The organism is Billgrantia sp. NRB1, assembly GCF_056921725.1.
Genome location: NZ_CM167783.1, coordinates 3,380,867 through 3,404,265 on the forward strand (window position 1 = coordinate 3,380,867; position 23,399 = coordinate 3,404,265).

18 protein-coding genes are annotated in these 23,399 nt (G+C 69.0%); 2 read left to right on the plus strand and 16 right to left on the minus strand.

The genetic code is table 11. From position 1 onward, the window contains the following. Positions 1 to 19: 19 nt before the first annotated feature. The 12 genes from ACZIYR_RS15335 to ACZIYR_RS15390 all read right to left on the minus strand — a co-directional run bounded on the left by ACZIYR_RS15335 (position 20) and on the right by ACZIYR_RS15390 (position 14,186). Positions 20 to 2,347, minus strand: a complete 2,328-nt coding sequence (locus ACZIYR_RS15335) for a putative bifunctional diguanylate cyclase/phosphodiesterase (protein WP_483527298.1) — start codon at positions 2,345 to 2,347, stop codon at positions 20 to 22. A gap of 84 nt (positions 2,348 to 2,431) precedes the next feature. Further along, positions 2,432 to 3,259 (minus strand): cytochrome b5 domain-containing protein, encoded by an 828-nt coding sequence (locus ACZIYR_RS15340; protein WP_483527299.1) that lies wholly within the window; start codon positions 3,257 to 3,259, stop codon positions 2,432 to 2,434. Next, positions 3,256 to 4,551, minus strand: coding sequence for a ferredoxin reductase family protein (locus tag ACZIYR_RS15345; protein WP_483527300.1), 1,296 nt, complete (start codon positions 4,549 to 4,551; stop codon positions 3,256 to 3,258). The genes ACZIYR_RS15340 and ACZIYR_RS15345 overlap by 4 nt, the downstream gene beginning before the upstream one ends. 190 nt (positions 4,552 to 4,741) lie before the next feature. Next, complete coding sequence (locus ACZIYR_RS15350) at positions 4,742 to 5,857, minus strand: 5-(carboxyamino)imidazole ribonucleotide synthase (protein WP_473034641.1); 1,116 nt, start codon at positions 5,855 to 5,857, stop codon at positions 4,742 to 4,744. Positions 5,858 to 5,868: 11 nt separating this feature from the next. Then, the gene (gene purE, locus ACZIYR_RS15355) at positions 5,869 to 6,375 is read right to left on the minus strand and encodes a 5-(carboxyamino)imidazole ribonucleotide mutase (RefSeq protein ID WP_473034642.1); all 507 of its coding nucleotides are present in this window, start codon (positions 6,373 to 6,375) and stop codon (positions 5,869 to 5,871) included. 349 nt (positions 6,376 to 6,724) lie between these two features. After that, positions 6,725 to 8,746 carry a TRAP transporter permease gene (locus ACZIYR_RS15360; RefSeq protein ID WP_483527301.1) on the minus strand — a complete coding sequence of 674 codons (2,022 nt, stop codon included), beginning with the start codon at positions 8,744 to 8,746 and terminating at the stop codon, positions 6,725 to 6,727. 8 nt (positions 8,747 to 8,754) lie between these two features. Next, positions 8,755 to 9,270 carry a DUF1850 domain-containing protein gene (locus ACZIYR_RS15365; RefSeq protein ID WP_473034643.1) on the minus strand — a complete coding sequence of 172 codons (516 nt, stop codon included), beginning with the start codon at positions 9,268 to 9,270 and terminating at the stop codon, positions 8,755 to 8,757. A 28-nt stretch (positions 9,271 to 9,298) separates the two neighbouring features. Then, positions 9,299 to 10,258, minus strand: coding sequence for a TAXI family TRAP transporter solute-binding subunit (locus ACZIYR_RS15370; protein WP_483527302.1), 960 nt, complete (start codon positions 10,256 to 10,258; stop codon positions 9,299 to 9,301). Positions 10,259 to 10,422: 164 nt separating this feature from the next. Beyond that, a complete protein-coding gene (locus ACZIYR_RS15375) occupies positions 10,423 to 11,634 on the minus strand; it encodes an NnrS family protein (RefSeq protein WP_483527303.1) in 1,212 nt (403 codons plus the stop codon). 29 nt (positions 11,635 to 11,663) lie between these two features. Further along, entirely contained in the window at positions 11,664 to 12,653 is a 990-nt protein-coding gene (locus ACZIYR_RS15380) for an ABC transporter substrate-binding protein (protein ID WP_483527304.1), read from the minus strand. Then, positions 12,650 to 13,390, minus strand: coding sequence for an ABC transporter ATP-binding protein (locus tag ACZIYR_RS15385; protein ID WP_483527305.1), 741 nt, complete (start codon positions 13,388 to 13,390; stop codon positions 12,650 to 12,652). The genes ACZIYR_RS15380 and ACZIYR_RS15385 overlap by 4 nt, the downstream gene beginning before the upstream one ends. A 1-nt stretch (position 13,391) precedes the next feature. Next, a complete protein-coding gene (locus ACZIYR_RS15390; RefSeq protein ID WP_483527306.1) occupies positions 13,392 to 14,186 on the minus strand; it encodes an ABC transporter permease in 795 nt (264 codons plus the stop codon). Positions 14,187 to 14,381: 195 nt separating this feature from the next. Between ACZIYR_RS15390 and ACZIYR_RS15395 the strand changes: the two genes are divergently transcribed. Then, positions 14,382 to 16,469, plus strand: a complete 2,088-nt coding sequence (locus ACZIYR_RS15395) for a TonB-dependent receptor (RefSeq protein ID WP_483527307.1) — start codon at positions 14,382 to 14,384, stop codon at positions 16,467 to 16,469. A gap of 33 nt (positions 16,470 to 16,502) precedes the next feature. Here ACZIYR_RS15395 and lhgO read toward each other — a convergent pair whose 3' ends face one another. The 4 genes from lhgO to ACZIYR_RS15415 form a co-directional block, all read right to left on the minus strand. Then, positions 16,503 to 17,699, minus strand: a complete 1,197-nt coding sequence (lhgO, locus tag ACZIYR_RS15400; RefSeq protein WP_483527308.1) for an L-2-hydroxyglutarate oxidase — start codon at positions 17,697 to 17,699, stop codon at positions 16,503 to 16,505. A 104-nt stretch (positions 17,700 to 17,803) separates the two neighbouring features. Continuing rightward, entirely contained in the window at positions 17,804 to 18,784 is a 981-nt protein-coding gene (glaH, locus tag ACZIYR_RS15405; protein WP_483527309.1) for a glutarate dioxygenase GlaH, read from the minus strand. A 203-nt stretch (positions 18,785 to 18,987) separates the two neighbouring features. Beyond that, positions 18,988 to 20,274 carry a 4-aminobutyrate--2-oxoglutarate transaminase gene (gene gabT, locus ACZIYR_RS15410; RefSeq protein WP_483527310.1) on the minus strand — a complete coding sequence of 429 codons (1,287 nt, stop codon included), beginning with the start codon at positions 20,272 to 20,274 and terminating at the stop codon, positions 18,988 to 18,990. Between the two features lie 37 nt (positions 20,275 to 20,311). Continuing rightward, positions 20,312 to 21,766 (minus strand): NAD-dependent succinate-semialdehyde dehydrogenase, encoded by a 1,455-nt coding sequence (locus ACZIYR_RS15415; protein WP_483527311.1) that lies wholly within the window; start codon positions 21,764 to 21,766, stop codon positions 20,312 to 20,314. A 141-nt stretch (positions 21,767 to 21,907) separates the two neighbouring features. On the opposite strand from ACZIYR_RS15415, the gene ACZIYR_RS15420 reads away from it, so the two are divergent. Then, positions 21,908 to 23,332 (plus strand): aminotransferase-like domain-containing protein, encoded by a 1,425-nt coding sequence (locus tag ACZIYR_RS15420; protein ID WP_483527312.1) that lies wholly within the window; start codon positions 21,908 to 21,910, stop codon positions 23,330 to 23,332. Positions 23,333 to 23,399: the final 67 nt, after the last annotated feature.

Consider the following 23,399-nt stretch of genomic DNA (forward strand, 5'->3'; position numbering starts at 1 on the left):
GGCCGGCGAGACGGGGCGCTCACGGCAGGAAGGCGTCGTCCGGTGCCAGCAGGCGCTGAAAGTCGGCCTCGGCCATCGGCCGGTGGAAGTAGAAGCCCTGGAAGTGGTGACAGCCCCGAGCCTCGAGAAACGCCAGCTGGGCGGCATTCTCGACCCCTTCCGCCACCACCGCCAGGCCCAGATGGTCGGCCATGACCAGCACCGTCTCGACGATGGCGGCATCGTTGGGGTCGCTATCCAGCTCGCCGACGAAGCTGCGATCGATCTTGAGCTCGTCCAGCGGCAGGCGCTTGAGATACATCAGCGACGAGAAGCCGGTGCCGAAGTCGTCCAGGGCGAGGCGCACGCCCAGGCGCTTGAGCGCACGCATGCGCTCCACGGCCTCCTCCAGGCTGTCGATCAGGATGCTCTCGGTGAGCTCCACGGTCAGTCGGCCCGGGTCGACGCCATGGGCCGCGAGCGCCCCTTCCACGGTGGCCACGATGTCCGATTGGACGAAGTGTCGCACGCTGATATTCACCGACAGCCGCGGCAGGGCCGCCGCCGGCTGCCGCCCCAGCAGCGCGCAACAGGTATCGAGCATCCAGGTCTCGAGCTCGACGATCAGATCGCTCTCCTCGGCGATGGCGATGAAGACCTCGGGCGAAACGGGGCCCTGCACCGGGTGCCGCCAGCGCATCAGCGACTCGGCCGCGAGAATCTCGCCGCCCCCGCTCACCTGAGGCTGGAAATGCATGGCCAGCTGCCCCTCGGCCAGCGCTCCGCGCAGCGACTGCTCCATCTCCAGCCGCCAGGCGACCTGCTCCTGCATGGCCGGCTCGTAGCAGCAGATCCGCGCTCGGCCGCGCGCCTTGGCCTGGTACATGGCGGTATCGGCGTGGCGAAGCACGTCGCCCACCGTCTCGTCGCCGAAGGGGAAGAGGGTATAGCCGATGCTGGGCGTCACGCTGAGGCGCTGCCCTTCCAGCTCATAGGGCCGGCGCAGCGCGGCAAGCAGCTCGGCGACACGCCGCTCCACCGCGTCCAGATCGATCTCGCCGCGCTCGGCCAACGTCGGCACCAGCACGACGAACTCATCGCCGCTGAGGCGGGCCGCCAGGTCCCCCGCCCCCAGGCTGGCCTGCAGCCGCTGGCTGACCTGTCGCAGCAGCTCGTCGCCCACCGCATGGCCCAGGGAGTCGTTGATCATCTTGAAGCGGTCCAGGTCGAGGAACATCACCAGCCCCTGGCGTTCGTCCTCTCGCCGGGCCTCGAGCACGCTCTCCAGGGTCTCGATCAGCAGGCGTCGATTGGGCAGCTCGGTCAGCGCATCGTAGTAGGCCTGGCGATGGATCACCGCTTCGGCCCGCTTGCGCTCGCTGAAATCTTCGATGATCGCCACGCCGCCCACCACCTCGCCGTCCTCGCTGCGCAGCGCATTGTAGAAGGCCCGCAGTGGCGTCGATTTGCCGCTGTTGACCGCCTGATAGTCGCCCTCGAAATAGCCGACGCCCTTGTCGAGGGCGTCGCGCACCGCGGCCACCACCCGCTCATCCCGGGCATGACGCAGGAGGTTGAACCCCACCAGCCGCCGGCGGCGGGTGCCGAGGATCTCCAGGCACTTGTCGTTGCAATCGCGGATCTCGCCGTGCCGGTCGAAGTGCATCACCCCCAGCGGCGTATGGCGGAAGATGGTGCGGTAGCGGGTCTCGCTGTCGCGCAGCTGGTGCTCCCGGGTGGTCACCGCCAGACGCAGGGCGATATTGTCGCCGATGATGCCGCTCAGCCGCTGACCGGTCACCAGCAGCAGCCCCAGGAACAGCAGCACCATGGCCGAGAGCAGCCAGGCCAGGGAAGTGCCCTGCAGCAGGAACTGCCCCAGCAGCGGCAGCAGCACCGGCAGCACGAACAGCGGTGCCACCCACGGCACGGCGGCGAGGGTCATCACCCCGCCGGCCGCGATGCCGGCCAGCACGATGGTCAGCGCCACCAGCTGGCCGTGGTGCTCCATGGTGAACATCAGCACCCCCGCCAGCCCCCAGACCACCCCGGCAAGTCCGGCCCCCAGGGCGAACCGGCACAGCCAGCGCCGCTGCCGGCGCCGCCGCCTGGGTAGCGCCTGGAAATGCCGGGCCAGCCACAGCCGCAGCCCGGACACCGCCACCAGCGCCGCCAGCCAGCCGATCAGCGGCCCGGCGGGCATCACCGGCCACATGGCGGCCACCAGCAGCAGGGCCGCCAGCACGCTGGTCAGCACCGGCTGCCAGAGCCGCTCGTAGAGCAGACGTACCTGTTCGTGACAGAGCTGTCGCCGGAGAGGCGAAGGCGAAAGTGGCGGCATGCCGAGCCTTAATTTGGCGTTAGACATTGTAGCGCTATCTTTACAGCATGCCGCCCGGCTTGGCGAGGCCGGCGCCCTCAACGGACTCGGCCGCCGGCTTGACCCAGGTCATCAGGGCCAGCTGTAGACCCCGCGGTTCAAGGCATCGCGGATCGCCGAGATCAGCTTGGCGCCGCGCAGGGTGGCCCCGCTATAGCCGTCGATGTCATCGGCCAGCCGCTCGGGCTCATAGAGGGCAAAGATGGCGGTCACCGGCTCGCCCTCCAGGCGCTCGAGGATCTGGCGATGCTGTTGCAGCACCGGATAGAGCGCCTCGCCTTCCTCCATGGCCAGGTAGTCATCGTCTCGATAGGCCAGGTGACGGAAGGCGAGCCGGGTGAAGCGGCCATCCTCGAGGTCGAAGGTGATATTGACCTGGATGATCCCGCGATCGATGAACACGCCGCGATAGTGGCCATCCAGCGGCAGGCCCAGCAGGGCCCGGTGCAGCCGCTCATCCTCGGCGGGCGAGAACCGCGCCTCGTCGGGGGCGGTCTCCTCGGGGGCGGCCTCGGGTTCGACCGGCTCGCCCTCCTCATCCACCAGGCGGCCGATCAGGTACTCCTCGAGCATCGCCTCGGCCCGCGGGCTGTGGGGTACCCCGGGGCGCTTGTTGTCCCAGCCCTCGGTGGACTCCCGGCCGCACCACTCGAGGATCACCGCCTCATCGGTGGGATGGTCAGGCACGTAGTCGGTGATGTCGTAGACCCGGCCATGAATCGCCTTCCAGCAGCTCTGTGCATCGTCGTGCTCGGCGAGCTCGTCCAGGGTGATCGGGTCCAGCGCCTCGTCATCGGTCTCGTCGCGCTCGTTGCTGGAGAGCGCGCTCACCGAGACCAGGGTCATTAGGCTCGCCACGAAGGCGATGAAAGCGGAGTAGGCAATCTTGTGAATCGTCATAGGAAATCGAAGACCTCGCTATGGATGCGTGAGGCGGGCACCCCCTGCTCGGCCAGCAGCCGCTGCAGGTGCGCATTCATGGCGGGAGGCCCACAGAGGTAGATCTCCCGCTCGGTGAAATCGGGGCAGTGCTGGCGCAGGAAAGCCTCATCCAGGCGTCCCCGCTCTCTGGAGTAGTGCTGAGTGAAGGTGAAGCCCTCGACTCGCTCGGCGATGTCGGCCAGCTCCTCTCGATAGTAGGCACGGGGCTCGTCGTTGGCCAAATAGAGCAGCTGGACCCGTCCCTCCACGCGCCCCCCCGCCGCCAGGTCCCGGGCACCGCCCACGAAGGGGGCAATGCCGATGCCGCCCCCGATCCACAGCTGATCGCGCTCGGGGAAGCGCCGGGCATAGAACTCGCCGTAGGGGCCCTCGATCAGCACCCGGGTCTCGGGCGTCACGCGCTGCAGGGCGTGGCTGGCATCGCCCAGGTCCTTGATGCCGATGCGCAGGCGCGAGTCCGAGGGCGCCGAGGCGATGGTGTAGGGGTGCTCTTCGCCGCGCCCGGCGGAGAGCGTCTCGTCCAGCGGCGAGAGGTAGACGAACTGCCCCGCCTCATGGCGGATGCCGCTGCCCTCGGGGCGCAGCACCAGCTCCACCACACCCCGGGCCAGGGGCTCCACCGCCTCGACGCGGTAGGGATGGCGCGCCACCCGGGGAGAGACCAGCTTGCGCCAGACGATGGCGCCCAGCCCGGCCAGCCCCAGCAGCCACCAGAGGGCGGTTTCGCCGGCCAGCAGCAGGGCGTGCCAGAGTGCCAGCAGCAGCGCCGCCGCGGAGACCAGGTGCAGCCGCTTCCAGCGCTGGTAGTGGGGCTGGCCGAAGAAGTCGAAGGTGGGCGCCAGGAAGATCACCATGGCCAGCCAGGCGAGCCAGCCCAGCCAGATCGCCCCGTGTGCGGGGGGCGGGAAGAGAGTAGCCACGGCGGCGTCCAGGGAGGCCGGCACCGCCGCCAGGCCCAGCGCCAGGGCGTGGATCATCACCAGGATAAAGGCGCCGAAGCCCAGCCAGTGGTGCAGCCGCCAGAGCCGGGCCAGCCCGCCGAACCAGCGATCCGTGCCCGGCAGGCGGATGCTCACCGCCGCCGCCAGCAGCATCATGGCCAGCCCCAGGATGCCGGTGGCTTGCCCGACCCAGGTCAGCCACCGCTCGGGCGGCCCGGCAGGGCCACCCAGGCGCGGCAGCGCCACCAGCAGTGGCAGCAGCAGCGCTGCGATCAGGGCGATATCGCCCACCTTCAGCCATCGTCGCATGGCGCCTCCCCTCGCCGACATCGTCTTCTGCAAGTGTCGTCGATCGGCAGCCGGCTTCAAGGTCGAGCGACAATTACCCAGCTTCGATTGATCTCAGTCAGCCATTGGCGAGACGCTCGACTGAAGGCAGCCGGCCCCGCTCATGGCGGGGCCGGGGGGCGTGGCGGGAGGCATCGTGCCGGGCGCCGGGCTACTCGAAGCTGAAGCGCGGCTCGGGGGCATCGGGCAGCAGGGCCGCGCAGGCGCGCACCCGCTCCATCAGCGCCTCATGGGTCGGCGCCACCAGGTTGACGTGGGCCAGCTTGCGCCCGGGGCGCTCGCGCTTGTCGTAGCGGTGCAGGTGGGCGTCCGGCAGGGCGAGAATCTTTGCTGAGTCGCCCTCGCGGCCGATCACGTTGAGCATGCAGGTGGGCAGGCGCGCCGCGGTGTCGCCAAGCGGCAGGCCCTGGATGGCGCGCAGGTGGTTCTCGAACTGGCTGGTCACCGCCCCGTCCAGGGTCCAGTGGCCGGAGTTGTGCACCCGGGGCGCCATCTCGTTGGCCAAGAGGCTGCCGTCGGCGCACTGGAAGAGCTCCAGGGTCAGCACGCCGACATAGTCGAGCTCGTCGAGCAGCGCGCGGATATAGCCGTCGGCGGTCTGCTGCACGCCGTCGTCCAGGTCGGGCATGGGGGCGATGGAGTAGCGCAGGATGCCGTCCACGTGCTGGTTCTCGGCCATGGGGTAGAAGGCCACCTCGCCGTCGCGGCCGCGCACCGCGATGATCGACACCTCGCGCACGAAATCGACGAAGGCCTCGACGATCAGCTTGGGATGGTTGATCGAGCGCCACGCCTCGGCCGCCTCGGCAGGGTCGCGGATCACCGCCTGGCCCTTGCCGTCGTAGCCCTCGGTAACCGACTTGGCCACCACCGGGCAGCCCAGCTCCCGGGCCGCGGCTTCGAGCTCGTCGGCGTGCTCCACCAGGCGATAGGCCGGGGTGGGAATGCCCAGGCGGTCGAACAGCGCCTTCTCCTCGGCGCGGTTCTGACAGACGCGGATCGCCTCGCTTCCGGGATAGACCGGCTTGACCTCCTCGATGGCCTGGATCAGCGCCACCGGCAGATGCTCGAACTCATAGGTGACCAGGTCGACCTTGGCCAGGAAGTCATCGAGCAGATGGTGCTGGTCGGTGTAGACCATGACGTCACCGATGCCGGCGCTGGGGTGGCCGGTGGTGTCCAGGAAGGTGAAGCGATTGGCCAGGGGATAGCCGGCCAGGGCCAGCATGCGGCCGAGCTGGCCGGCACCCAGGACGCCGATATTCATGGGTTGCTTCCTCATTCGCTGGGACGGGGATCCGGGTTGTCGAGCACCGTCTGGGTCTGCTCGGCGCGGAAGGCCTCTACCGCGGCTCGCACCTGCGCATCCTGCAGGCCGACGATCTGGGCGGCCATCAGCCCCGCGTTGGTGGCGCCGGCCTTGCCGATAGCCAGCGTGCCCACGGCGATGCCGCCGGGCATCTGCACGATGGAGAGCAGAGAGTCGAGCCCCTTGAGGGCCTTGGATTCCACCGGCACGCCCAGCACCGGCAGCGCGGTCTGGGAGGCCACCATGCCCGGCAGGTGGGCCGCTCCGCCGGCGCCGGCAACGATCACCGAAAGGCCCCGCTCGGCGGCACTCTTGGCGTAGTCGAACAGCAGATCCGGCGTGCGGTGGGCGGAGACCACGCGGGTCTCGCAGGGCACGCCCAGCCGCTCGAGCATCGTCACGGCGTGTTCCATCACCGGCCAGTCTGACTTCGATCCCATGATCACGCCGACCTTCGGCGACTGTTCGGACTGCATAGACGGCTCCCGAGAATGGTGCAGAAAAGCGAAGGGCAGGTATTCTAACGGCGCCCGCAGGCGCCGTCATCTTGACCAGTCGGGCAGCAAGCAATCGACAACGGCTTGCTCGGGGCTGATCTGCAGGCAAGCCTGCAAGCGGGGCCGGCCTTCCGGAGGCGCTGTAAACCCCTCCCTGGGCGCTACCGGCGCCCAACTGCGCTCCCTCATCCTGCTCCGCTTGTTGGACCGGGGCTGGCCATCCATGGCCAGCCCGTTCGGAGCAGTGCTCCTCACCCATGGCGCAGGACCTCCTTTTCGGCTTACCTCCAGCGCCCCTGGCTTTTCGTCGCTGTGCTGACCGGCGCAGTCACGTCATCCCGGCTCCGGCCGAGTGAATTTCCCGCCGGCTGGCCAGCCAGTTGCCGCCGATGGCCAGCACCATCACTGCCACCCCGCTCACCTCGAAGACGAGGCTCGGATAGAACACCGCCACGATGGCCGGCACGATGGCCAGACGCGGCAGCCACGACATGCGGGTGAACAGATAGCCCTCCAGGGCCGCGGCGAAGGCCCCCAGGGCGAGTATCGCGATCACGCCGTTCCAGATCACCACCTGCCAGGGCCCGCCGACGATGATCTCCGGATTGAAGACCATGAACATCGGGATCAGGTAGAGGCCCTTGGCGAACTTCCAGGCCTGGAAGCCGGTCTCCATCGGCTTGCTGCCGGCAATGGCCGCCCCGGCGAAGCCGGCCAAGGCGATCGGTGGCGTCACGTTGGAGTCCTGGGAATACCAGAACACCACCAGGTGGGCGATCAGCAGCGGAATGCCGAACTCGGCGGTGAGCGCCGGGCCGACCAGCACGATCAGCACGATATAGCTGGCGGTCACCGGCAGGCCCATGCCCAGCACCAGGCTGGCCAGCAGCACCATCAATAGCGCCAGCACGATATTGCCGCCGGAAAACGCCATCATCATGGCCGAAAACTTCAGCCCCAGGCCGGTCAGACCGACGATGCCGACGATGATGCCGGCCACCGCACAGGCCAGGGAGACCGCCACGGCGTTGCGCGCGCCCAGCTCCAGCCCCTCGGTCAGCTTGAGAAAGCCGGCCCAGATCACCCGCCCGGTGCTGGCCAGGGTGACGGGCTGGCCCTGCCGGGGCGCCACGAAGAGGAACCAGATGGCGTAGCGCAGCGCGGCCACGGCGACCATGGTCACCACCGCGTAGAAGCCCACCCGCATCGGCGACATGTGCATCGCCAGCAGCCACACCAGTACCGCCAGCGGCAGCAGGAAGTGCCAGCCCTCGCGCATGACGTCGCGCATCTGCGGCAGCTCGCTTCTGGCCATGCCCTGCATGCCCTGCTTCAGGGCGATGATGTGCACGAACAGATAGACGGTGGCGAAGTACATGATCGCCGGCAGGATGCTCACCTTGACCACGTCCAGATAGGGGGTGTTGGTGTACTCGGCGATCAGGAAGGCCCCGGCGCCCATCAGCGGCGGCATGATCTGCCCGCCGGTGGAGGCGGCCGCCTCGATGCCGCCGGCCTGGTGGGGCTTGTAGCCCAGGCGTTTCATCAAGGGGATGGTGAAGGCGCCGGTGGTCACCACGTTGGCGATGGCGCTGCCCGAGATCGAGCCCATGCCGGCGGAGGCGATCACCGCGGCCTTGGCCGGCCCGCCGCGCTGGCGGCCGGTGGCGGCGTAGGCCAGGTCGATGAAGAACTTGCCGGCACCGGTGCTCTCGAGGAAGGCGCCGAACAGCACGAAGACGAAGATGAAGGTGGCCGCCACCCCCAGCGGTAGGCCGAAGATCCCCTCCTGGCCCAGGTAGAGCTGGCCCACCACCCGGTCGATGTTGTAGCCGCGGTGCTCGAGGATCCCCGGCAGGAACTGGCCGAGCCAGGGCAGCTCGCCCCGCGGCCCGGCGAAGGCGTAGAGAATGGCGATCACGCCGATGATGGTCATGCCCAGGCCCACCGCCCGGCGGCTGGCCTCCAGCACGGTCACCACGGCAATGCAGCCGACGAGGATATCGGTCTGGCTCCAGAAGCCGGCGCGGCGAATGATCTCGTCGAGATAGAGCACCAGGTAGCCGCCGGTGATCAAGGCGCCGGCAAAAAAAGCCGTATCGATGGCCAAACCCAGCGCGCCGCGCTTGCGGTGGGGGCCGAAGACCGGAAAGATCAGGAAGGCCAGCATCATGATCAGCATCAGGTGAATGCTGCGCTGATAGAACAGGCCCAGCGGCTGGATGCCGGCGGAGTAGAGCTGGAACAGCGACAGCCCCACCGCCACCAGGGTGATCAACCACAGGATCGGGCGGGGCTGGATGGCACTGCCACCGGGCACGGTAACCTTGGGGGTGGTCGTTTCGCTCATGGCGTCTCTCAGGGGGTGGAATCAGGGAGGCGCAGGTGGATCGTTACCCGCTCGCCCGCCGCCAGCTCGCTCAGACTGAACCGGCGGCCGTCGTGCAGCAGTCGGTGGTTGACCTCCGGGGAGCCGACCCGCAGGCGGTAGCGATTGCCGGGCACTGGCTCATCGATCTCCTCGATCCAGTAGCCGCCCGCACCGTCGGAGACCTGGCGACCGCGGCCCGGCACATGGCCGAGCCCGGCGGCAAAGTCCGGCTGGTGGCTACGCTCCAGCACCATTCTTCCCTGAACATGGCGATAGCAATCCTGCACGCGGATACCGGTGACGGAGTGGTTCCACTCCAGGCACCAGGGCTCGCCTTCCGGCATTGGCAGCACGACCAGGCGTCGGCCGTCGTCATGGTGCACTTCGAGCTGCGCCGCATCGGCCCAGGCCGCTGTACTGGCGCCACACAGCACCAGCGCGCACAAAGTCGCCGCCCCGAAGGTGCGGCGACTCTGCCTGACGAATGCAGCGCAAATACCCATGCGGGACGTCGCGCCAGCGGTGGCTTGATTACTGGCGCTGGTGGTCCTGGACCTCGGCCCCCACTTCCTCGTAATAGCGCAGCGCACCCGGGTGGAAGGAGATCGGCGTGGAGTTGACGCTGAACTCGACCGTGGTGTCGTTGGCCGCCGGATGCACAGCGATCAGCTCGTCGGTCTGCTCGAAGAGAATCCGCGTGATCTGATAGGCCAGCTCATCGTCCATCTCAGTGCTGACCGCCAGCACGTTGGGAATGCTGATGGTCTGCACGGCTTCGTCCATGCCCTCGTAGAGACCGGCCCGCAGCTCATAGGCGGCGAATACCGGCTCCGCCTCGCGGGCGTTGGCGATCTCCTCGTCGGAGAAGCCGATGAGGCGGATGTCGCGGGTGGTGGCCAGGTTGAGGATCGAGCTGGTGGGCGGCCCCACGCTCCAGAAGCCGGCGTCGATGTCGCCGTCGCGGATGGCGTCGGCGGTCTCGTTGAAGTTCAAGCGCTGGGGCGTGAATTCGTCGTAGCTGATGCCGTTGGCTTCCAGCAGGGCGCGGGCGTTGAGCTCGGTGCCGCTGCCCGGCGCGCCGACCGAGACGCGCTTGCCGCGCAGGTCATCCAGGCTCTGGACGTCGGAGTCGGCCAGGGTCACCAGCTGAACGGCGTTGGGGTAGATGGAAGCCAGGGCGCGAATGTTCTCGAGCTGGCGCCCCTCGAAGTCACCGGTGCCGCTATAGGCCTGGAAGACGGTGTCCGCCAGGGCCAGGGCGAGGTCGGAATCGCCGCGCCAGACCAGCCCCATGTTTTCCACCGAGGCGCCGGTGACCTCGGCCACGGCGCTGGCCCCCTCGATATGGTTGTTGATCAGCTCGGCAAGCCCCCCACCATAGGGGTAATAAGTACCACCGGTGCCGCCGGTGGCGATGGAAAGCTGCTGTGCTGCTGCCAGCGGAGCCGTGACCAGCAGGGTGGCTGCCGCAGCGTATTTGAGAGCTCGCATGGATTCCTCCGTCCTGAAACCGGATCGTTTATGGTTGTTCATAGGTTGCGTGTCGGGCGAACCCGACCGCTTCCCGACAAAAGCTAGCACGCCCCTGCATCGAGACGCTAATCGCCAGTTTCTACGTTTTCCGGAATTTTCGGCAATCCCACCAAGGTCGTTGGTCAGCCAGGCAGGCCATCGGGGCGGGCGCTGAGCAGCATCCGCGCGTAGCCCACCGCATAGCCCAGGAAGGCCAGCAGCCACAGCGCCGCTGCCCCCGCCACGCTGGCCACCAGGTACTGCTGGGGCCACAGCAGCGGTACGCCGGTACGCAGCGCCGTGCCCAGCAGCAGGCAGGCCAGCGCCAGCCAGATCAGCCGTGGCAGCGCCAGGGGCCGCCCGGTATGGCGCAGCCCGGCGATGCAGAAGACCGCCAGCACGGCGGTGCCGATGGCCCCCAGGAAGAGCGCGTGCCGGCCGGCGTAGGCCGGCAGGTTCTCCACCAGCGCCGTGACGCCCACCAGCACCAGTCCCAGGGTCAGCCACACATAGGCCAGGGTCAGCAGCAGCAGGTAGAGCCGCCCCATGGCGCGCCCCCAGGGCCACTCGGAGAGGCGGTCGGCCTGGGCCGCCGCCGCGGCCAGGGCGATCCAGCCGGTCACCGGGTGCCCGCGCGCCAGGAAATCCGCCAGGGCGAACAGGCAGAGCGTGGCCACCGCCAGGTGCTCACGGGCCGGCGTCAAGCGAAGCGGCCGCTCGCCGCCGCTGGCCTTCAGGGCCGCCATGGCCACCACCCGCACGATGCGCGTAGCGGTCACCGCGATCATGATCAGCAGCAGGTTGGCCGCCAGGTGCAGCGGGTCCAACAGGCCGAACGGCAGTGGCAAGGGCCCGAGCCAGGCCAGGTAGAAGCCCAGCTGGGCGGCCAGAAAGCCCCCCAGCAGAGCCCCCAGGCTGAGGTGGCGGCGCCCCTCCGGCGACAGCAGCGCCGGCAGCGCCCAGCCCAGCACCACCAGCGGGAAGGCCAGGTTGACCGCCGCCACCAGCCACCCCGGCAGCCCGCCGGCCAGCCAGAAGGCGACACGCCCGGCCAGCCACAGCATCACCAGCCCCGCCAGGGGGGCGCCGGTCAGCGGCTCGACCCTGACCCAGGAGGGCACCGCGGTGAGCAGGAAACCGGCCAGCGCCGCAGCCACGAAACCGAACAGCATCTCGTGGCCATGCCAGGCCATGGGCGGCATGCCCAGGTCCAGGCTCATCACCTGCAGCATGCCCCCCACCCAGGGCAGCAGGGCCAGCGGCGCATAGAGGGCCGCCAGCAGGAAGAAGGGGCGGAAGGCATAGGCCAGGATCGGCAGTCGCGGCGGGACGGCACTCGCCAGAGAGGTGCTCATGTCAGCTCCTTGTGCTCGGGGGTAACGGATCAGGCGTCGGCCAGATAGAAGGCATCGTCCGGCAAGCCGCCGCCGATGAAGCCGCTCGACAGCTCGGCCAGGGCGGCGAAGAAGGCCTCCAGCGCCGGGCGGGCCTGGGCGGCCGGCTGCATCTCGAGCCGGGTGCGGGCGATAGCGCCCTCGAACACCGGCGCCGACAGCGGCGAATGCTCGGCCCCCAGGCGGGCCGCGGCCGCCGGCTCGGCGCCGATCCAGGGCACCGCCTCGGCCACGGCCGCCTGCACGGCGGCGATCCAGTCGGGGTGCGCCTCAAGCAGCTCACGGCGGCAGATCACCCCGGCCTGGGGCAGCGCCGCCGCGCCGCCAGTGAGCCGCGCCCACTCCTGCTGCAGGTCCAGCTCGCCCGGCTCGATGCCCAGCGAGGCGCCCTGCAGGCGAGTGGCGGTGCGCATCGGCTCGGGGAGCACGGCGGCGTCCAGGCGGCGGGCGAGAAACATCTGCACCGTCTCGAAGGGGCTGGCGTGGTAGGTGATGCGCAGGTCGCGCCCCACTTCGAGCCCCTGGCGCGCCAACAGGTAGCGCAGCACCAGGTCGGGCATATCGCCGCGCCAGGGCACCCCCACATGGCGCCCGGCCAGGTCGGCCAGGCTATCGAAGGGCTGGGGCAGCGACAGCATGCCCAGGGTGCCCCAGACGTTGACGTTCATCAGCACCACCGGCACCCCGCGATTGTAGAGGTTGGCCGCTACGTTGGTGGGCGTGGCGGTCAGCTGCACCTCGCCACCGGCGATCCAGGCGCGCAGCTGGTCGGGGTCACGCCAGGCGCGAAGCTCGGGCTCACCCGCCAACGCTTTCAGGCGCTCGTCCGCCAGCGCCCGGGCCAGGATCAGCTGGGGCAGGCCCAGCGGCGTGGCCGCCCGCAGGCGGGTTGGCGCGCCCTGGCCGATCGCGGGGACCGCCGCCAGGGCGGCAGTGGCGGCGGCATACTGCAGCAGCCGACGGCGGGACAGGTCGTTCATGACGTCACCTCTTGGGGTCGAAACAGGAAACTCTCGGCCACCGCGGGATGGCGCAGCAGCGCCCCGGCGGCCTCATAGAGAAAGGCGGTGTCGCGCTCGGCGAAGGGCCGGGCGATGCGCTCCTCGTGGACGATGCGCCCCGGCGCGGGGGACAGCACCACCACCCGGTGACCCAGCCGCAGCGCCTCGGTCAGGTCGTGAGTGACCATCAGCGCCGCGATCCCCCGGCGCGCCAGCAGGTCCAGCAGCAGCGCCTGGGCCTCGCTGCGCAGGCCCACGTCCAGGGCGCTGAAGGGTTCGTCGAGCAGCAGGCAGTCGGCCTCCACCGCCAGCGCCCGGGCCAGGGCAACGCGCTGCTGCATGCCGCCGGAGAGCTCATGGGGAAAGTGGTCGTGGCGGTCGGCCAGCCCCAGCTCGGCGGCCAGAGCCCGGGCTCGGGCCAGGCGCTCACCGCGCGGCACGCCCATCGCCTTCAGCCCCAGGGCGATGTTGTCGAGCAGCCGCCGCCAGGGCAGCAGGCGCCCCTCCTGGAAAACCACGGCACTGCGCCGGAAGCCGTCGTTCACCCGCCCTTCGGTGGGGGGTACCAGGCCGGCGGCGATACGCAGCAGCGTGGTCTTGCCGCAGCCGGACGGCCCCACCAGGCACACCGACTCCCCCGGCGCCACCGTCAGGCTCACCCGGTCGATCACCCGCCCCATGCCGAAAACATGGCCGATACTCTCAAGCGACAGCATCTCAGTGCCCTCCCCGCCCGGCCTGCCGCCAGGGCTCCATGCGACGCTGCAGCGGCCGCAGCAGGCCATGTTCGGCGGTGAGCAGCAGCGCCACCACCAGTACGATCCAGGCCATCGCCGCGGCGGTGTCCAGGTTGACCCGGGCGATGGCCAGCCCGGCGCCGATACCATCCTCGGTGGCGAACAGCTCGGCCATCACCGCCACCTTCCAGGCCACGCCCAGTGCCGTGACCAGGGCCGGGAAGACGTAGGAGACGATGTGCGGCAGATGGAGATCGACCAGCCGCATCAGCGGCGGCACCCGGAACACGTCGGCCATCTCGCGCAGTCGGCGATCCAGCGTCAGGGCCCCCATCTGGGCGCCGGTAAAGGTCACCGGCAGGGTGGTGGCCATGACCGTGTAGATGGTGGCCATGGAGCCGCTGCCGAACCACAGGATGGCCAGCACGATCCAGGCGATGGGCGGTATTCCCAGCAGCACCGTGGACACCGGCTCCAGGGCGCGCCCCAGGGTGCGCGAGAGCCCCGCCAGGATGCCCAGCGTCATGCCCGCTAACGCGGCCGCCATGAAGCCGAGCATGGCCCGCCAGGTAGTGGCCCACACGGCCGAGGCCGCCTCCCCTTCCTGCCATAGCCGCGCCAGGGCCGCCAGCGCATCCCGCGGCCCCGGCAGCAGGAAGCTGCCGTAGGCCAGGCTGCCCCACTCCCACAGCGCCACGAACAGCAGCACCCCGGTGAGGCTGCCCCCCCAGCCGAGGAGCGTTTCGACGCCCCGCGTCGGCAATGACCGCTTCATGTGCATCTCCACAGGGAAAACAAGAATGATTCGACTTTACCGCCAAGCAACGGCCGCCGTGTTGATGCCGGTCAATCGGCGCTCGGCTCTCGGCATATCGCGTCGCGACAGCGAGGGGCGGCACCCGTGACACAGATCAAAACAAGAATCATTATAAAATGCATTATATATACCTCTTATCCAAGGAGGTCCTACATGCACCCGTCGATTCTCCCGTCCCGACGCACCCCGCTCGCCGTCGCCATTGCCCTCGTCGGCGCCATCAGCCTGCCCGCCCTGGCCGAGGAGAGCGCCCAGCCGCTCGCCACGCTTACCGTCACCGCCAAGGGCTATGAGGCCGACACCCTGGACACCCCCAGCGCTACGCTACGCCTGGATGCCGATCGGGTGCCGGTCGCCGACAGCGTGGGCAGCCTGTTCCGTGGCCAGCCCGGCACCGCCGTGCAGAGCGACGGCGCCTGGGGGCAGAATCCGGTGCTACGGGGATTGCAGAAAGAGAGCATCGTGCTGCAGGTCGACGGAGTGCGCCTCAACTCGGCCCAGCCCGCCGGCGCCCTGGCCTCCTTCGCGAGCCTGGGGCTGCTGGAGAGCGTCGAGGTGGTCAAGGGACCGGGGTCGGTGCTGCACGGCAGCGGCGCCCTGGGCGGGGCCGTGAACCTGCGCACGCCGCAGGCGGAGTTCACCGATGCCCCCAGCGCCCGAGGGAGATTCAGCGCCAGCGCCGGCAGCATCGACGACAGCGTCGGCGGCGGCGCGATCCTGCAGCTCTCCAACCCCGACCACGCCCTGGTCCTGGGCGCCACCGGCCGCGACCTGGGCGACTACGACACCCCCGAGGGGCGGGTCGAGAACAGCGGCTTCCGCTCCGGCGCCTTTTTGGCCAAGTACGCCTTCCGCCTGGCCGAGGGCCACCGCCTGCAGCTTAACCTGCAGCATCAGGAGGATCGCGACGTCTGGTACCCCGGCTCGACCAAGCAGGCCCCCGCACCGGCACTGGGGCTGCTGACCATCCATTCGCCGCGCCAGAAGCGGGAACTCTATGAGCTGAGCTACCAGGGCGAGGTCGGCCCCGGCACCCTGGAGGCGAGCCTCTACCGCCAGGAGGTATTCCGCCAGATTCGCGCCTGGTCGAGCGGCCTGGAGCGCAACCAGGTACGCAACGACGTCACCTTCACCACCGACGGTCTTCGCACCCAGTACCGCCTGCCGCTGGGCGAGCGCCACCTGCTGACCCTGGGGGCCGAGACCTGGGAGATGACCGGCGACCCCCAGCGCTTCCGCTTCCAGGGGGCGAGCAATGATGAGGTTGCCAGCTCGCCCTTCCGCAACGGCAGCATCGAGAGCCGCGGGCTCTTCGTGCAGGACGAGGTGATGTTCGATGACTGGACGCTGATGCTGGGTGGGCGATACGACAGCGTGACCGGCGACGCCGATCTCAAGGGCAGCGGGCCCAACGCCACCACCGAGGGGTTGAAGAACACCAGCGACACCCTTTCCTGGTCGCTGGGCGCCATCTACAACGCCTCGCCGCTGCTCAACCCCTACGTCAGCCTGGGCTCCGCCTACCGCGCCCCGGACATGCGCGAGCGCTTCGAAGACGCCGAGCGCGGCGACGGCTACTTTCATATCGGCAACCCGCAACTCGACCCCGAACGCTCCACCAGCCTGGAGGTCGGCCTGAAGGGGCGCAGCGAGCGCGGCGAATACCACCTGGCGGCCTTCCATACCCGCATCGATGACTATATCGCCGGGCGCATCACCGGCATGACCAACCCGCAGGGCACGCCGATCAAGCGCACCGAGAATCTGGACCGGGTGGAGATCCAGGGCGTGGAGGCGGGCTTCGCCCTGCCGCTCGACGCCTGGGTCGACGGCCGGGACTGGGCGCTGGATGGCAGCCTGACCTGGCTGCGCGGCACCAACAAGCAGGACAACGAGCCGCTCTTCCAGATGCCGGCCCCGGAGGCGACGCTGGGCATCGGCCAGCGCCCCGAGCTGGGCTTTCACTGGCATGCCCAGGTGCGCGCCGTGGCTCGCCAGGACCGCACCGCCGACGTCTTCTCGGGAGGCACCGAGCCCTCCACCCCCGGCTTCGCCACGGCCGATCTCAGCCTTGGCTGGCGCTTCGGCGATACCGGCGGGCTGTCGTCACTGGCGGTGGGTCTGGAGGTGAACAACCTCTTCGACCGCGGCTATCGCGAGCACCTCACCGACCAGCCGGCCGGCGGCGACCTGCTGGCCCCGGGCCGCGGCGCCGTGCTCACCCTGCGCGGGCGCTTCTGAGGCCTAGTCCCGGCGCCGCGGGCCCTGGTGCCCTCAGACCTCCGCCATCGCTTTCACCTGCTCGACGATATGGGCGCCGATGGGGATGGCGGAGGTCGCCGCGGGCGACGGCGCGTTACCCACGTTGAGGGTGCGCGGCGTCTTGACGAACAGGAAGTCGTCCACCAGCTTGCCGTCCCGGGAGACCGCCTGGGCGCGCACGCCCGCCGGATAGGGCTCGAGATCCTCCAGGGCCAGGCTCGGGCAGTACTTGCGCACCAGCTCCAGATAGCCGCGCTTGTAGAGGGAGTTCTTCATCTCGAAGAGCCCGGGACGCAGGTTCCTGGCCAGCACTTTGAGGATGCCCGGGTTAGTGGCCATCTGCGCCAGGTCGGCGAGCGAGACGTCACGCTTGCGGTAGCCCTCGCGCTTGAAGGCGAGCACCGCGTTGGGCCCCACGGTGACGCTGCCGTCGATCATCCGCGTCAGGTGCACCCCGAGGAAGGGCATGGAGGGGTCGGGAATCGGGTAGATCAGGTGGTTGACGATGCGGTTGTGCTTCTCCGGCAGGCGGTAGTATTCGCCGCGGAAGGGACAGATGGTGAAGCCCGGGTCCTGGCCCAGCAGGCGGATCACCCGGTCGGCCATCAGCCCCGAGCAGGTCACCAGGTAGCGGCCGGTAAACTCGCCGCCGCGACTCTTCACCACCACCTCCTGGCGACGCTCCTCCAGGCCCGTCACCTCGGAGCCGTAGCGGATCTCGCCGCCCATGCGCTCGAACTCGGCGGCCATGGCCCGGGTCACCGCGGCATAGTCGACGATCCCGCTGGAGGGCACGAAGATGCCACCAAGGCCGGTGATGTTGGGTTCGCGCTCGGCCAGCGCGCCGCCGGAGAGCCACTCCCGCTCCAGGCCGTTGGCCTCGGTGCGCTCCCAGAGCGCGGCCATGCGCTCCATCTCCAGCTCGTTGGTGGCCACCAGCAGCTTGCCGCAGGTGTCATAGGGGATGTCGTGGGCCTGGCAGAACTCCACGGTGGCGCGGTTGCCGGCCAGGCAGAAGCGCGCCTTGAGGCTGCCCGGGGTGTAGTAGACCCCGGCGTGGATCACGCCGCTGTTGTGGCCGGTCTGGTGCATGGCCGGCGCGGCCTCCTTCTCCAGCAGCAGCATGCGCCGGTCGGGGTAGGCCTGCTTGAGCTGCATGGCGGTGGACATGCCCAGGATACCGCCGCCGATGATGATGAAGTCGTGCATCTCGTCTCACTTCTCTCTCGCTGAACGCGCGAAAGCCACGCCGCGAAGGCGTGGCAGGGTTCATAGCATGACAACCGCCGGGGCTGCCGTCACCTCTGACGCCATCACACCTGGCGGGGGTTGCGCAGGGTCTTGGCGTGGGTGAAGTAGCCGCGCTGGCGCATCAGCTCGCGGCGCAGGTCCGGGTGCGGGGTGAAGCGGTCGCGGCCGTGCAGCCAGAAGTGGTTGTTGATCAGCAGGAAGCTGCCCACCGGGTTGGGCAGCGAGACGATGGCCGGGCTGGTCTCCAGCGACTCGGAGAGGTCGGTCAGCCAGTTGCCCTCCTCGAAGTCCTTGGGCTGCACGAACTGGTCGATGTAGGCCATGATCGGGCGGCCTTCACGGTCCACGTCGAAGACCGGGTGGAAGACGTCGCGGTCGACCTTCTTGCTGGGCGGCGCGGTCCAGCGCATGGACCGATGGGCCAGCGGGTGGGCGAAGAAGCGTTCCAGGTCTTCCCAGTCGTCCAGGTGCAGCAGCAGGGAGTTGCCGCCCGCCATGTTCTGCTCGTCGATCTTCATCATCAGCACATAGTCGGTGTCCTGCTCGACGAAGGTGCCGTCGTTGTGCAGCTCCATGACCCGGTGCGGCTGGCGCAGGTAGGAGTCGGAGTCGTCGACGTTCTTGACCACGAAGCGCGCATAGTACTGGCCGCTCATGGCGTCGTAGTTGGAGCGCCCCATCAGGTGGGCCACGGCGGTGGACACCTTGACCATTTCCTCGGCCTGCGCCACGGAGTCGAGCCCCTCCATCACCACCTGGAAGCCACCGGTGGCGCGATCCACCAGGGTGTTGACCAGCACCGGCTGCAGGGTGTTGTCGCACAGGTCATCGAGGATCTTCGCCACGCGGAAGCGCAGCATCGACTTGTACTCCAGGGCCTGCACCGGCCATTCGGCCACGGCCTCCAGGAAAGCGCTGACCACCCCACCGGAGAGCGTCAGCTGCAGCAGGCGCGGCGAGGCGGCAGACGGCGCCAGGGTGAAGCCGCGGATGTCGGCGGGCAGCGGCATGGCGGTATCGGGAAGCTGGGTGAGAACGGTCATGTCAGGATCTCCGGGTTGTTATGGGGGACGAGGACTGCCCTTAAGAAAATATCTATATTTTTAATTTTTGTCAAAAATACCGTCTTGCATAGATTGATTGCCCAGAGAAAAAAGCCGAGACCCGGCGTGGGTCTCGGCGAAGCATGTCGCCCCCTGCCGGAGGCGCTCACTCACTCGACAGACGAGAGGCGGGTCATGGGGCCTCAGGCCGAGAGGACATCCAGCGAGCTCTCGATGATGCCAAGCCCCTCCTCCAACACCTCGGAGGGGGCGGTGATCGGCACCAGGATGCGGACGGTGTTGCCGTAGAAGCCGCAGGAGAGCAGGATCAGGCCCTGCTCTCGGGCCTTGGCGCAGAGCGCCTGGGCCTTGGCGGGGTCGGGCCTGCCATCGGCATCGAGCAGCTCGAAGGCCGCCATGGCGCCGAGGTTGCGGGCGTTGCCAACGCTGGCGAAGCGCGCCTCCCATACCGCGAAACGCTCGGCCAGCAGGCGGCCCATCTGAGCGCTCCGCTCCAGGATGTTCTCCTCCTCGATGGCATCGAGTACGGCCAGCGCCGCGGCGCAGGAGAGCGGGTTGCCGCTGTAGGTGCCGCCCAGGGAGCCGGGACCGGAGGCGTCCATCACCTCGGCGGTGCCCACCACCGCCGAGAGCGGCATGCCGTTGGCCAGGGACTTGGCGGTGGTCAGCATGTCCGCCTCGATGCCGCTGTGCTCCAGCGCGAACAGCTTGCCGGTGCGGGCGAAGCCCGACTGCACCTCGTCGACGATCAGCAGAATGCCGTGGCGGTCACACAGTGCCCGCAGCGCCTTGAGGTACTCAGGCGAGGCGATGTAGAAGCCCCCCTCCCCCTGCACCGGCTCGATGACAATGGCCGCGACCCGATGGGCGGGGATGTCGGTCTTGAAGAGCTTCTCCAGACCCGCGAGCGCCGCCTCCTCGCTAATGCCGTGCAGCGGGTTGGGATAGGGGGCGCGATAGACATCCCCCGGCATGGGGCCGAAGTCATTCTTGTAGGGAAGCACCTTGCCGGTCATGGTCAGGGTCATCATGGTGCGGCCGTGGAAGGCGCCGTCGAAGGTGATCACCCCGCTGCGTCCGGTGGCGGCCCGGGCGATCTTGACGGCGTTTTCCAGGGCCTCGGCGCCGGTGTTGACCAGCATCGCCTTGCGCTCGGGGCCCTTGACCGGGGCCACCTCGCACAGGCGCTGGCACAGCTGGATATAGGGGGCGTAGGAGATCACCGCCGAGCAGGTGTGCATGACGCGCTCGAGCTGATCCTGCACGGCCTTGACGATGCGCGGGTGACGGTGGCCCAGGTTGAGCACGCCGATGCCGCCGGCGAAATCGATCCAGCGACGACCGTCTTCGTCCCACAGCTCGGCGTTCTCGGCCCGGGCCACGAACTGCTCGGTGGGAGTGGCGGCCCCATTGGCCACGAAGCGCTGCTTGAGGGCGTTGAGTTCGGCGTTGGTGAAGGTCTGAGTCATGTCGAGATCCTGATGGTGAATGAGTGGCGCGCCGGGCTCAGAGACCGCCCACGCAGACGTACTTGAGCTCGGTGAACTCCTCGAGGCCGTGGCGCGAGCCCTCACGGCCGAGGCCGGACTCCTTGACGCCGCCGAAGGGGGCAAGCTCGGTGGAGATGATGCCCTCGTTGACCCCGACCATGCCGTACTCGAGCCCCTCCATGACGCGCCAGATGCGGCGGTAGTCCCGGGCGTAGAAATAGGCGGCCAGGCCGAAGGGGGTATCGTTGGCCATGGCGATCGCCTCTTCCTCGTCGCGGAAGCGGAACACCGGCGCCAGCGGGCCGAAGGTCTCCTCGCTGGCCACCTCCATCGCCGGGGTGGCATCGGCAATCACGGTAGGCGCATAGAAGCTCTGCCCCAGCGCATGGGGCGTGCCGCCGCACAGCAGGCGGCCGCCCTTGGCCACGGCGTCGTCCACGTGGCGCTGCACCTTGTCAACGGCGGCCTGGTTGATCAGCGGGCCGATCATCACGCCGGGCTCGCGGCCGTCGCCCACCGGCATCGCCGCGACCTTCTCGGCCAGCGCCTCGACGAAGGCGTCGTAGACCCCGTCCTGAACCAAAAAGCGGTTGGTGCAAACACAGGTCTGGCCGGCATTGCGGTACTTGGAGGCGATGGCCCCGGCCACGGCAGCGTCGATGTCGGCGTCATCGAAGACAATGAAGGGGGCGTTGCCGCCAAGCTCCATGGCGGCCTTCTTGACGGTGCTGGCGCACTGGGCCAGCAGCCGCTTGCCCACCGGGGTGGAGCCGGTGAAGGAGACCTTGCGCACCCGTGGGTCGGTGGTCAGCACCTCACCCACCGCCGCCGGGCTCGCCGCGGTGACCACGTTGATTACGCCGGCCGGGATGCCGACCTCCCGGGCCAGGCGCGCCAGGGCCAGGGCGGTGAGCGGGGTCGCCTCGGCGGGCTTGATCACCACCGTGCAGCCGGCGGCCAGGGCCGGGGCGCACTTGCGGGTGATCATCGCCATGGGGAAGTTCCAGGGTGTGATGGCGGCCACCACCCCGACCGGCTCGCGCAGCACCAGCAGGCGCTTGTCGGCGGCATGGGTCGGCAGGGTCTCGCCGGCCATGCGCTTGGCCTCCTCGGCGAAGTACTCGATGAAGCTGGCACCGTAGGCCACCTCGCCCCGGGACTCGGTCAGCGGCTTGCCCTGCTCCAGGGTCATCAGCTCGGCCAGCCCCTCGGCCTCCTCCTGGATACGCACGAACCAGGCGCGCAGCAGAGCGGCGCGCTCCTTGGCGGTGACCTTCTTCCAGGCGGCGCTGGCCGCCTCGGCGGCGGCCACCGCCTCGCGGGCCTCTTCCGCACCCAGGTCGGCTACCTGGGCCAGCCGCTCTCCGGTGGCCGGGTTGGTCACGGGAAAGCTGGCACTGCCGGTCTGCCACGCCTCACCTACCAGGGCGGCGGCCGTGCCATCGATCAACAGCGAGTCGATCAGCGTCATGGGGGGCTCCTCTTGTTGATATCGAACGGCACGCTAGCAGCAAGGCGCACCGCGACCTATGGACCATTTTCCCCTCCGGGTGGACCAATGCGCTCCGGGGCGAGATAATCGCTGCACTTTCACGCTGCCGGTCCGCCCGACATGCCCTGTAACGCCTCCCTCGACTCGCTGATTGCACGCTTCGGCCAGCAGCCGGAGCGCCTGGGCAAGAGCGTGCGCATCGAGCAGGCCCTGCGCCTGGCGATTCTGTACGACTGGCCCACGGGCAGCCGCCTGCCGGCGCACCGCCAGCTGTGCCGGGAGCTGGGCGTGGCGCGTGACACCCTGGCTCAGGCCATGCGCCGCCTGGACGAAGAGGGGTATATCGTCACCGGACAGGGCCAGGGCACCTGGACCCGCCGCCCGGGCACGTCCCATCCGGCACCGTCCGACGCCGCCCCGCGCCTCTCGGCACGCGCTAGCTCCATCCTCGATGCCCCCAGCGCCAGCGCCATCCAGAGCGGGGCCTTCATGCCCGGCATCCCCGACATCACCCAGTTCCCCATGGCCAAGTGGCGGGAGCTCTACGCCAGCGTCACCGTGCCGCGCAACGCCCTGCTGCTCTCCTACTCCAGCGGCGGCTATGGCCCGCTCAAGCGCGCCATCCGCGACTTCCTCTGGCGCTGGCGACAGCTGGAGTGCGAGACCGATCAGATCATCATCACCGAGGGCACCCACAACGGCATCGAGCTGTGCGCCCTCGCCCTCACCGATGTCGGCGACCGGGTGCTCATGGAGTCCCCCTGCTACTGGGGCGCCCGCAACGTCTTCACCGCGGCGGGCACCAGGGTCGATCAGCTGGCCTGGTCTCCCGAGGGGGGCCATGCCCAGGGTGACCGCACGGCCCCCGTGCGGCTGGCCTACTTCACCGGCTCACACCACTACCCGCTCAGCGTGTCCACCTCCCGCACACACCGGCAGGCACTCTGCGCCCGCCTCAAGCCCGATTTCGTGCTGGAGGACGACTATGAGTTCACCGGTGAGGACGGCGCCAACCTGATGTTCGATGGCCGCTCGGCCCGGCACCTGCTGGTGGGCTCGTTCTCGAAGCTGATGTTTCCCGGCCTGCGTCTGGGCTATCTGGTGGCTCCCCGCGCGATGGTGGCGCCGCTCAACCAGCTGCGCAGCGAGGTGTTCCGCGAAGGGCGCCTGCTGGACCAGGCCGCCCTGGCCCAGTTCATCGCCGAGGGCGAGCTGGACACCTGGTACCGACGCATCCAGCGCGACTACCTGGCCCGCCAGCAGGTGATGCACGACCGGCTGACGCAGGTGCCCGGCGTGATCCACGTCTCGCCGCCCAGCCACTCCATCAGCCTCTGCGTGCAGTTTGCGCCGGGAGTCGATGACAAGCGCATTGTCAACCGGCTGCTGCAGTCGCATCTCATCGCGCGTCCGCTCAGCACGACCTGCGCAGAACACGATCCCCGCAGCGGCCTGATCCTGGGAATCGGGATGCTCTCCGGCAACACCCTGGCGAGCGAGGCGGAGCGCCTTCGCCATGTGCTGACACGCTGCCTCGATGGCTGATGTCCAGGGGCTGGCATCCCCCGCGACCAAAGTCCCATCTCCCCCCATGTCGCCCCGGGATACTCAT

What these genes read in the sequence shown, in the direction of transcription:
- ACZIYR_RS15335 (WP_483527298.1), bottom strand. Translation starts at nt 2,347, where the DNA reads ATGTCTAACGCCAAATTAAGGCTCGGCATGCCGCCACTTTCGCCTTCG.
- ACZIYR_RS15340 (WP_483527299.1), bottom strand. Translation starts at nt 3,259, where the DNA reads ATGACGATTCACAAGATTGCCTACTCCGCTTTCATCGCCTTCGTGGCG.
- ACZIYR_RS15345 (WP_483527300.1), bottom strand. Translation starts at nt 4,551, where the DNA reads ATGCGACGATGGCTGAAGGTGGGCGATATCGCCCTGATCGCAGCGCTG.
- ACZIYR_RS15350 (WP_473034641.1), bottom strand. Translation starts at nt 5,857, where the DNA reads ATGAATATCGGCGTCCTGGGTGCCGGCCAGCTCGGCCGCATGCTGGCC.
- purE (WP_473034642.1), bottom strand. Translation starts at nt 6,375, where the DNA reads ATGCAGTCCGAACAGTCGCCGAAGGTCGGCGTGATCATGGGATCGAAG.
- ACZIYR_RS15360 (WP_483527301.1), bottom strand. Translation starts at nt 8,746, where the DNA reads ATGAGCGAAACGACCACCCCCAAGGTTACCGTGCCCGGTGGCAGTGCC.
- ACZIYR_RS15365 (WP_473034643.1), bottom strand. Translation starts at nt 9,270, where the DNA reads ATGGGTATTTGCGCTGCATTCGTCAGGCAGAGTCGCCGCACCTTCGGG.
- ACZIYR_RS15370 (WP_483527302.1), bottom strand. Translation starts at nt 10,258, where the DNA reads ATGCGAGCTCTCAAATACGCTGCGGCAGCCACCCTGCTGGTCACGGCT.
- ACZIYR_RS15375 (WP_483527303.1), bottom strand. Translation starts at nt 11,634, where the DNA reads ATGAGCACCTCTCTGGCGAGTGCCGTCCCGCCGCGACTGCCGATCCTG.
- ACZIYR_RS15380 (WP_483527304.1), bottom strand. Translation starts at nt 12,653, where the DNA reads ATGAACGACCTGTCCCGCCGTCGGCTGCTGCAGTATGCCGCCGCCACT.
- ACZIYR_RS15385 (WP_483527305.1), bottom strand. Translation starts at nt 13,390, where the DNA reads ATGCTGTCGCTTGAGAGTATCGGCCATGTTTTCGGCATGGGGCGGGTG.
- ACZIYR_RS15390 (WP_483527306.1), bottom strand. Translation starts at nt 14,186, where the DNA reads ATGAAGCGGTCATTGCCGACGCGGGGCGTCGAAACGCTCCTCGGCTGG.
- ACZIYR_RS15395 (WP_483527307.1), top strand. Translation starts at nt 14,382, where the DNA reads ATGCACCCGTCGATTCTCCCGTCCCGACGCACCCCGCTCGCCGTCGCC.
- lhgO (WP_483527308.1), bottom strand. Translation starts at nt 17,699, where the DNA reads ATGCACGACTTCATCATCATCGGCGGCGGTATCCTGGGCATGTCCACC.
- glaH (WP_483527309.1), bottom strand. Translation starts at nt 18,784, where the DNA reads ATGACCGTTCTCACCCAGCTTCCCGATACCGCCATGCCGCTGCCCGCC.
- gabT (WP_483527310.1), bottom strand. Translation starts at nt 20,274, where the DNA reads ATGACTCAGACCTTCACCAACGCCGAACTCAACGCCCTCAAGCAGCGC.
- ACZIYR_RS15415 (WP_483527311.1), bottom strand. Translation starts at nt 21,766, where the DNA reads ATGACGCTGATCGACTCGCTGTTGATCGATGGCACGGCCGCCGCCCTG.
- ACZIYR_RS15420 (WP_483527312.1), top strand. Translation starts at nt 21,908, where the DNA reads ATGCCCTGTAACGCCTCCCTCGACTCGCTGATTGCACGCTTCGGCCAG.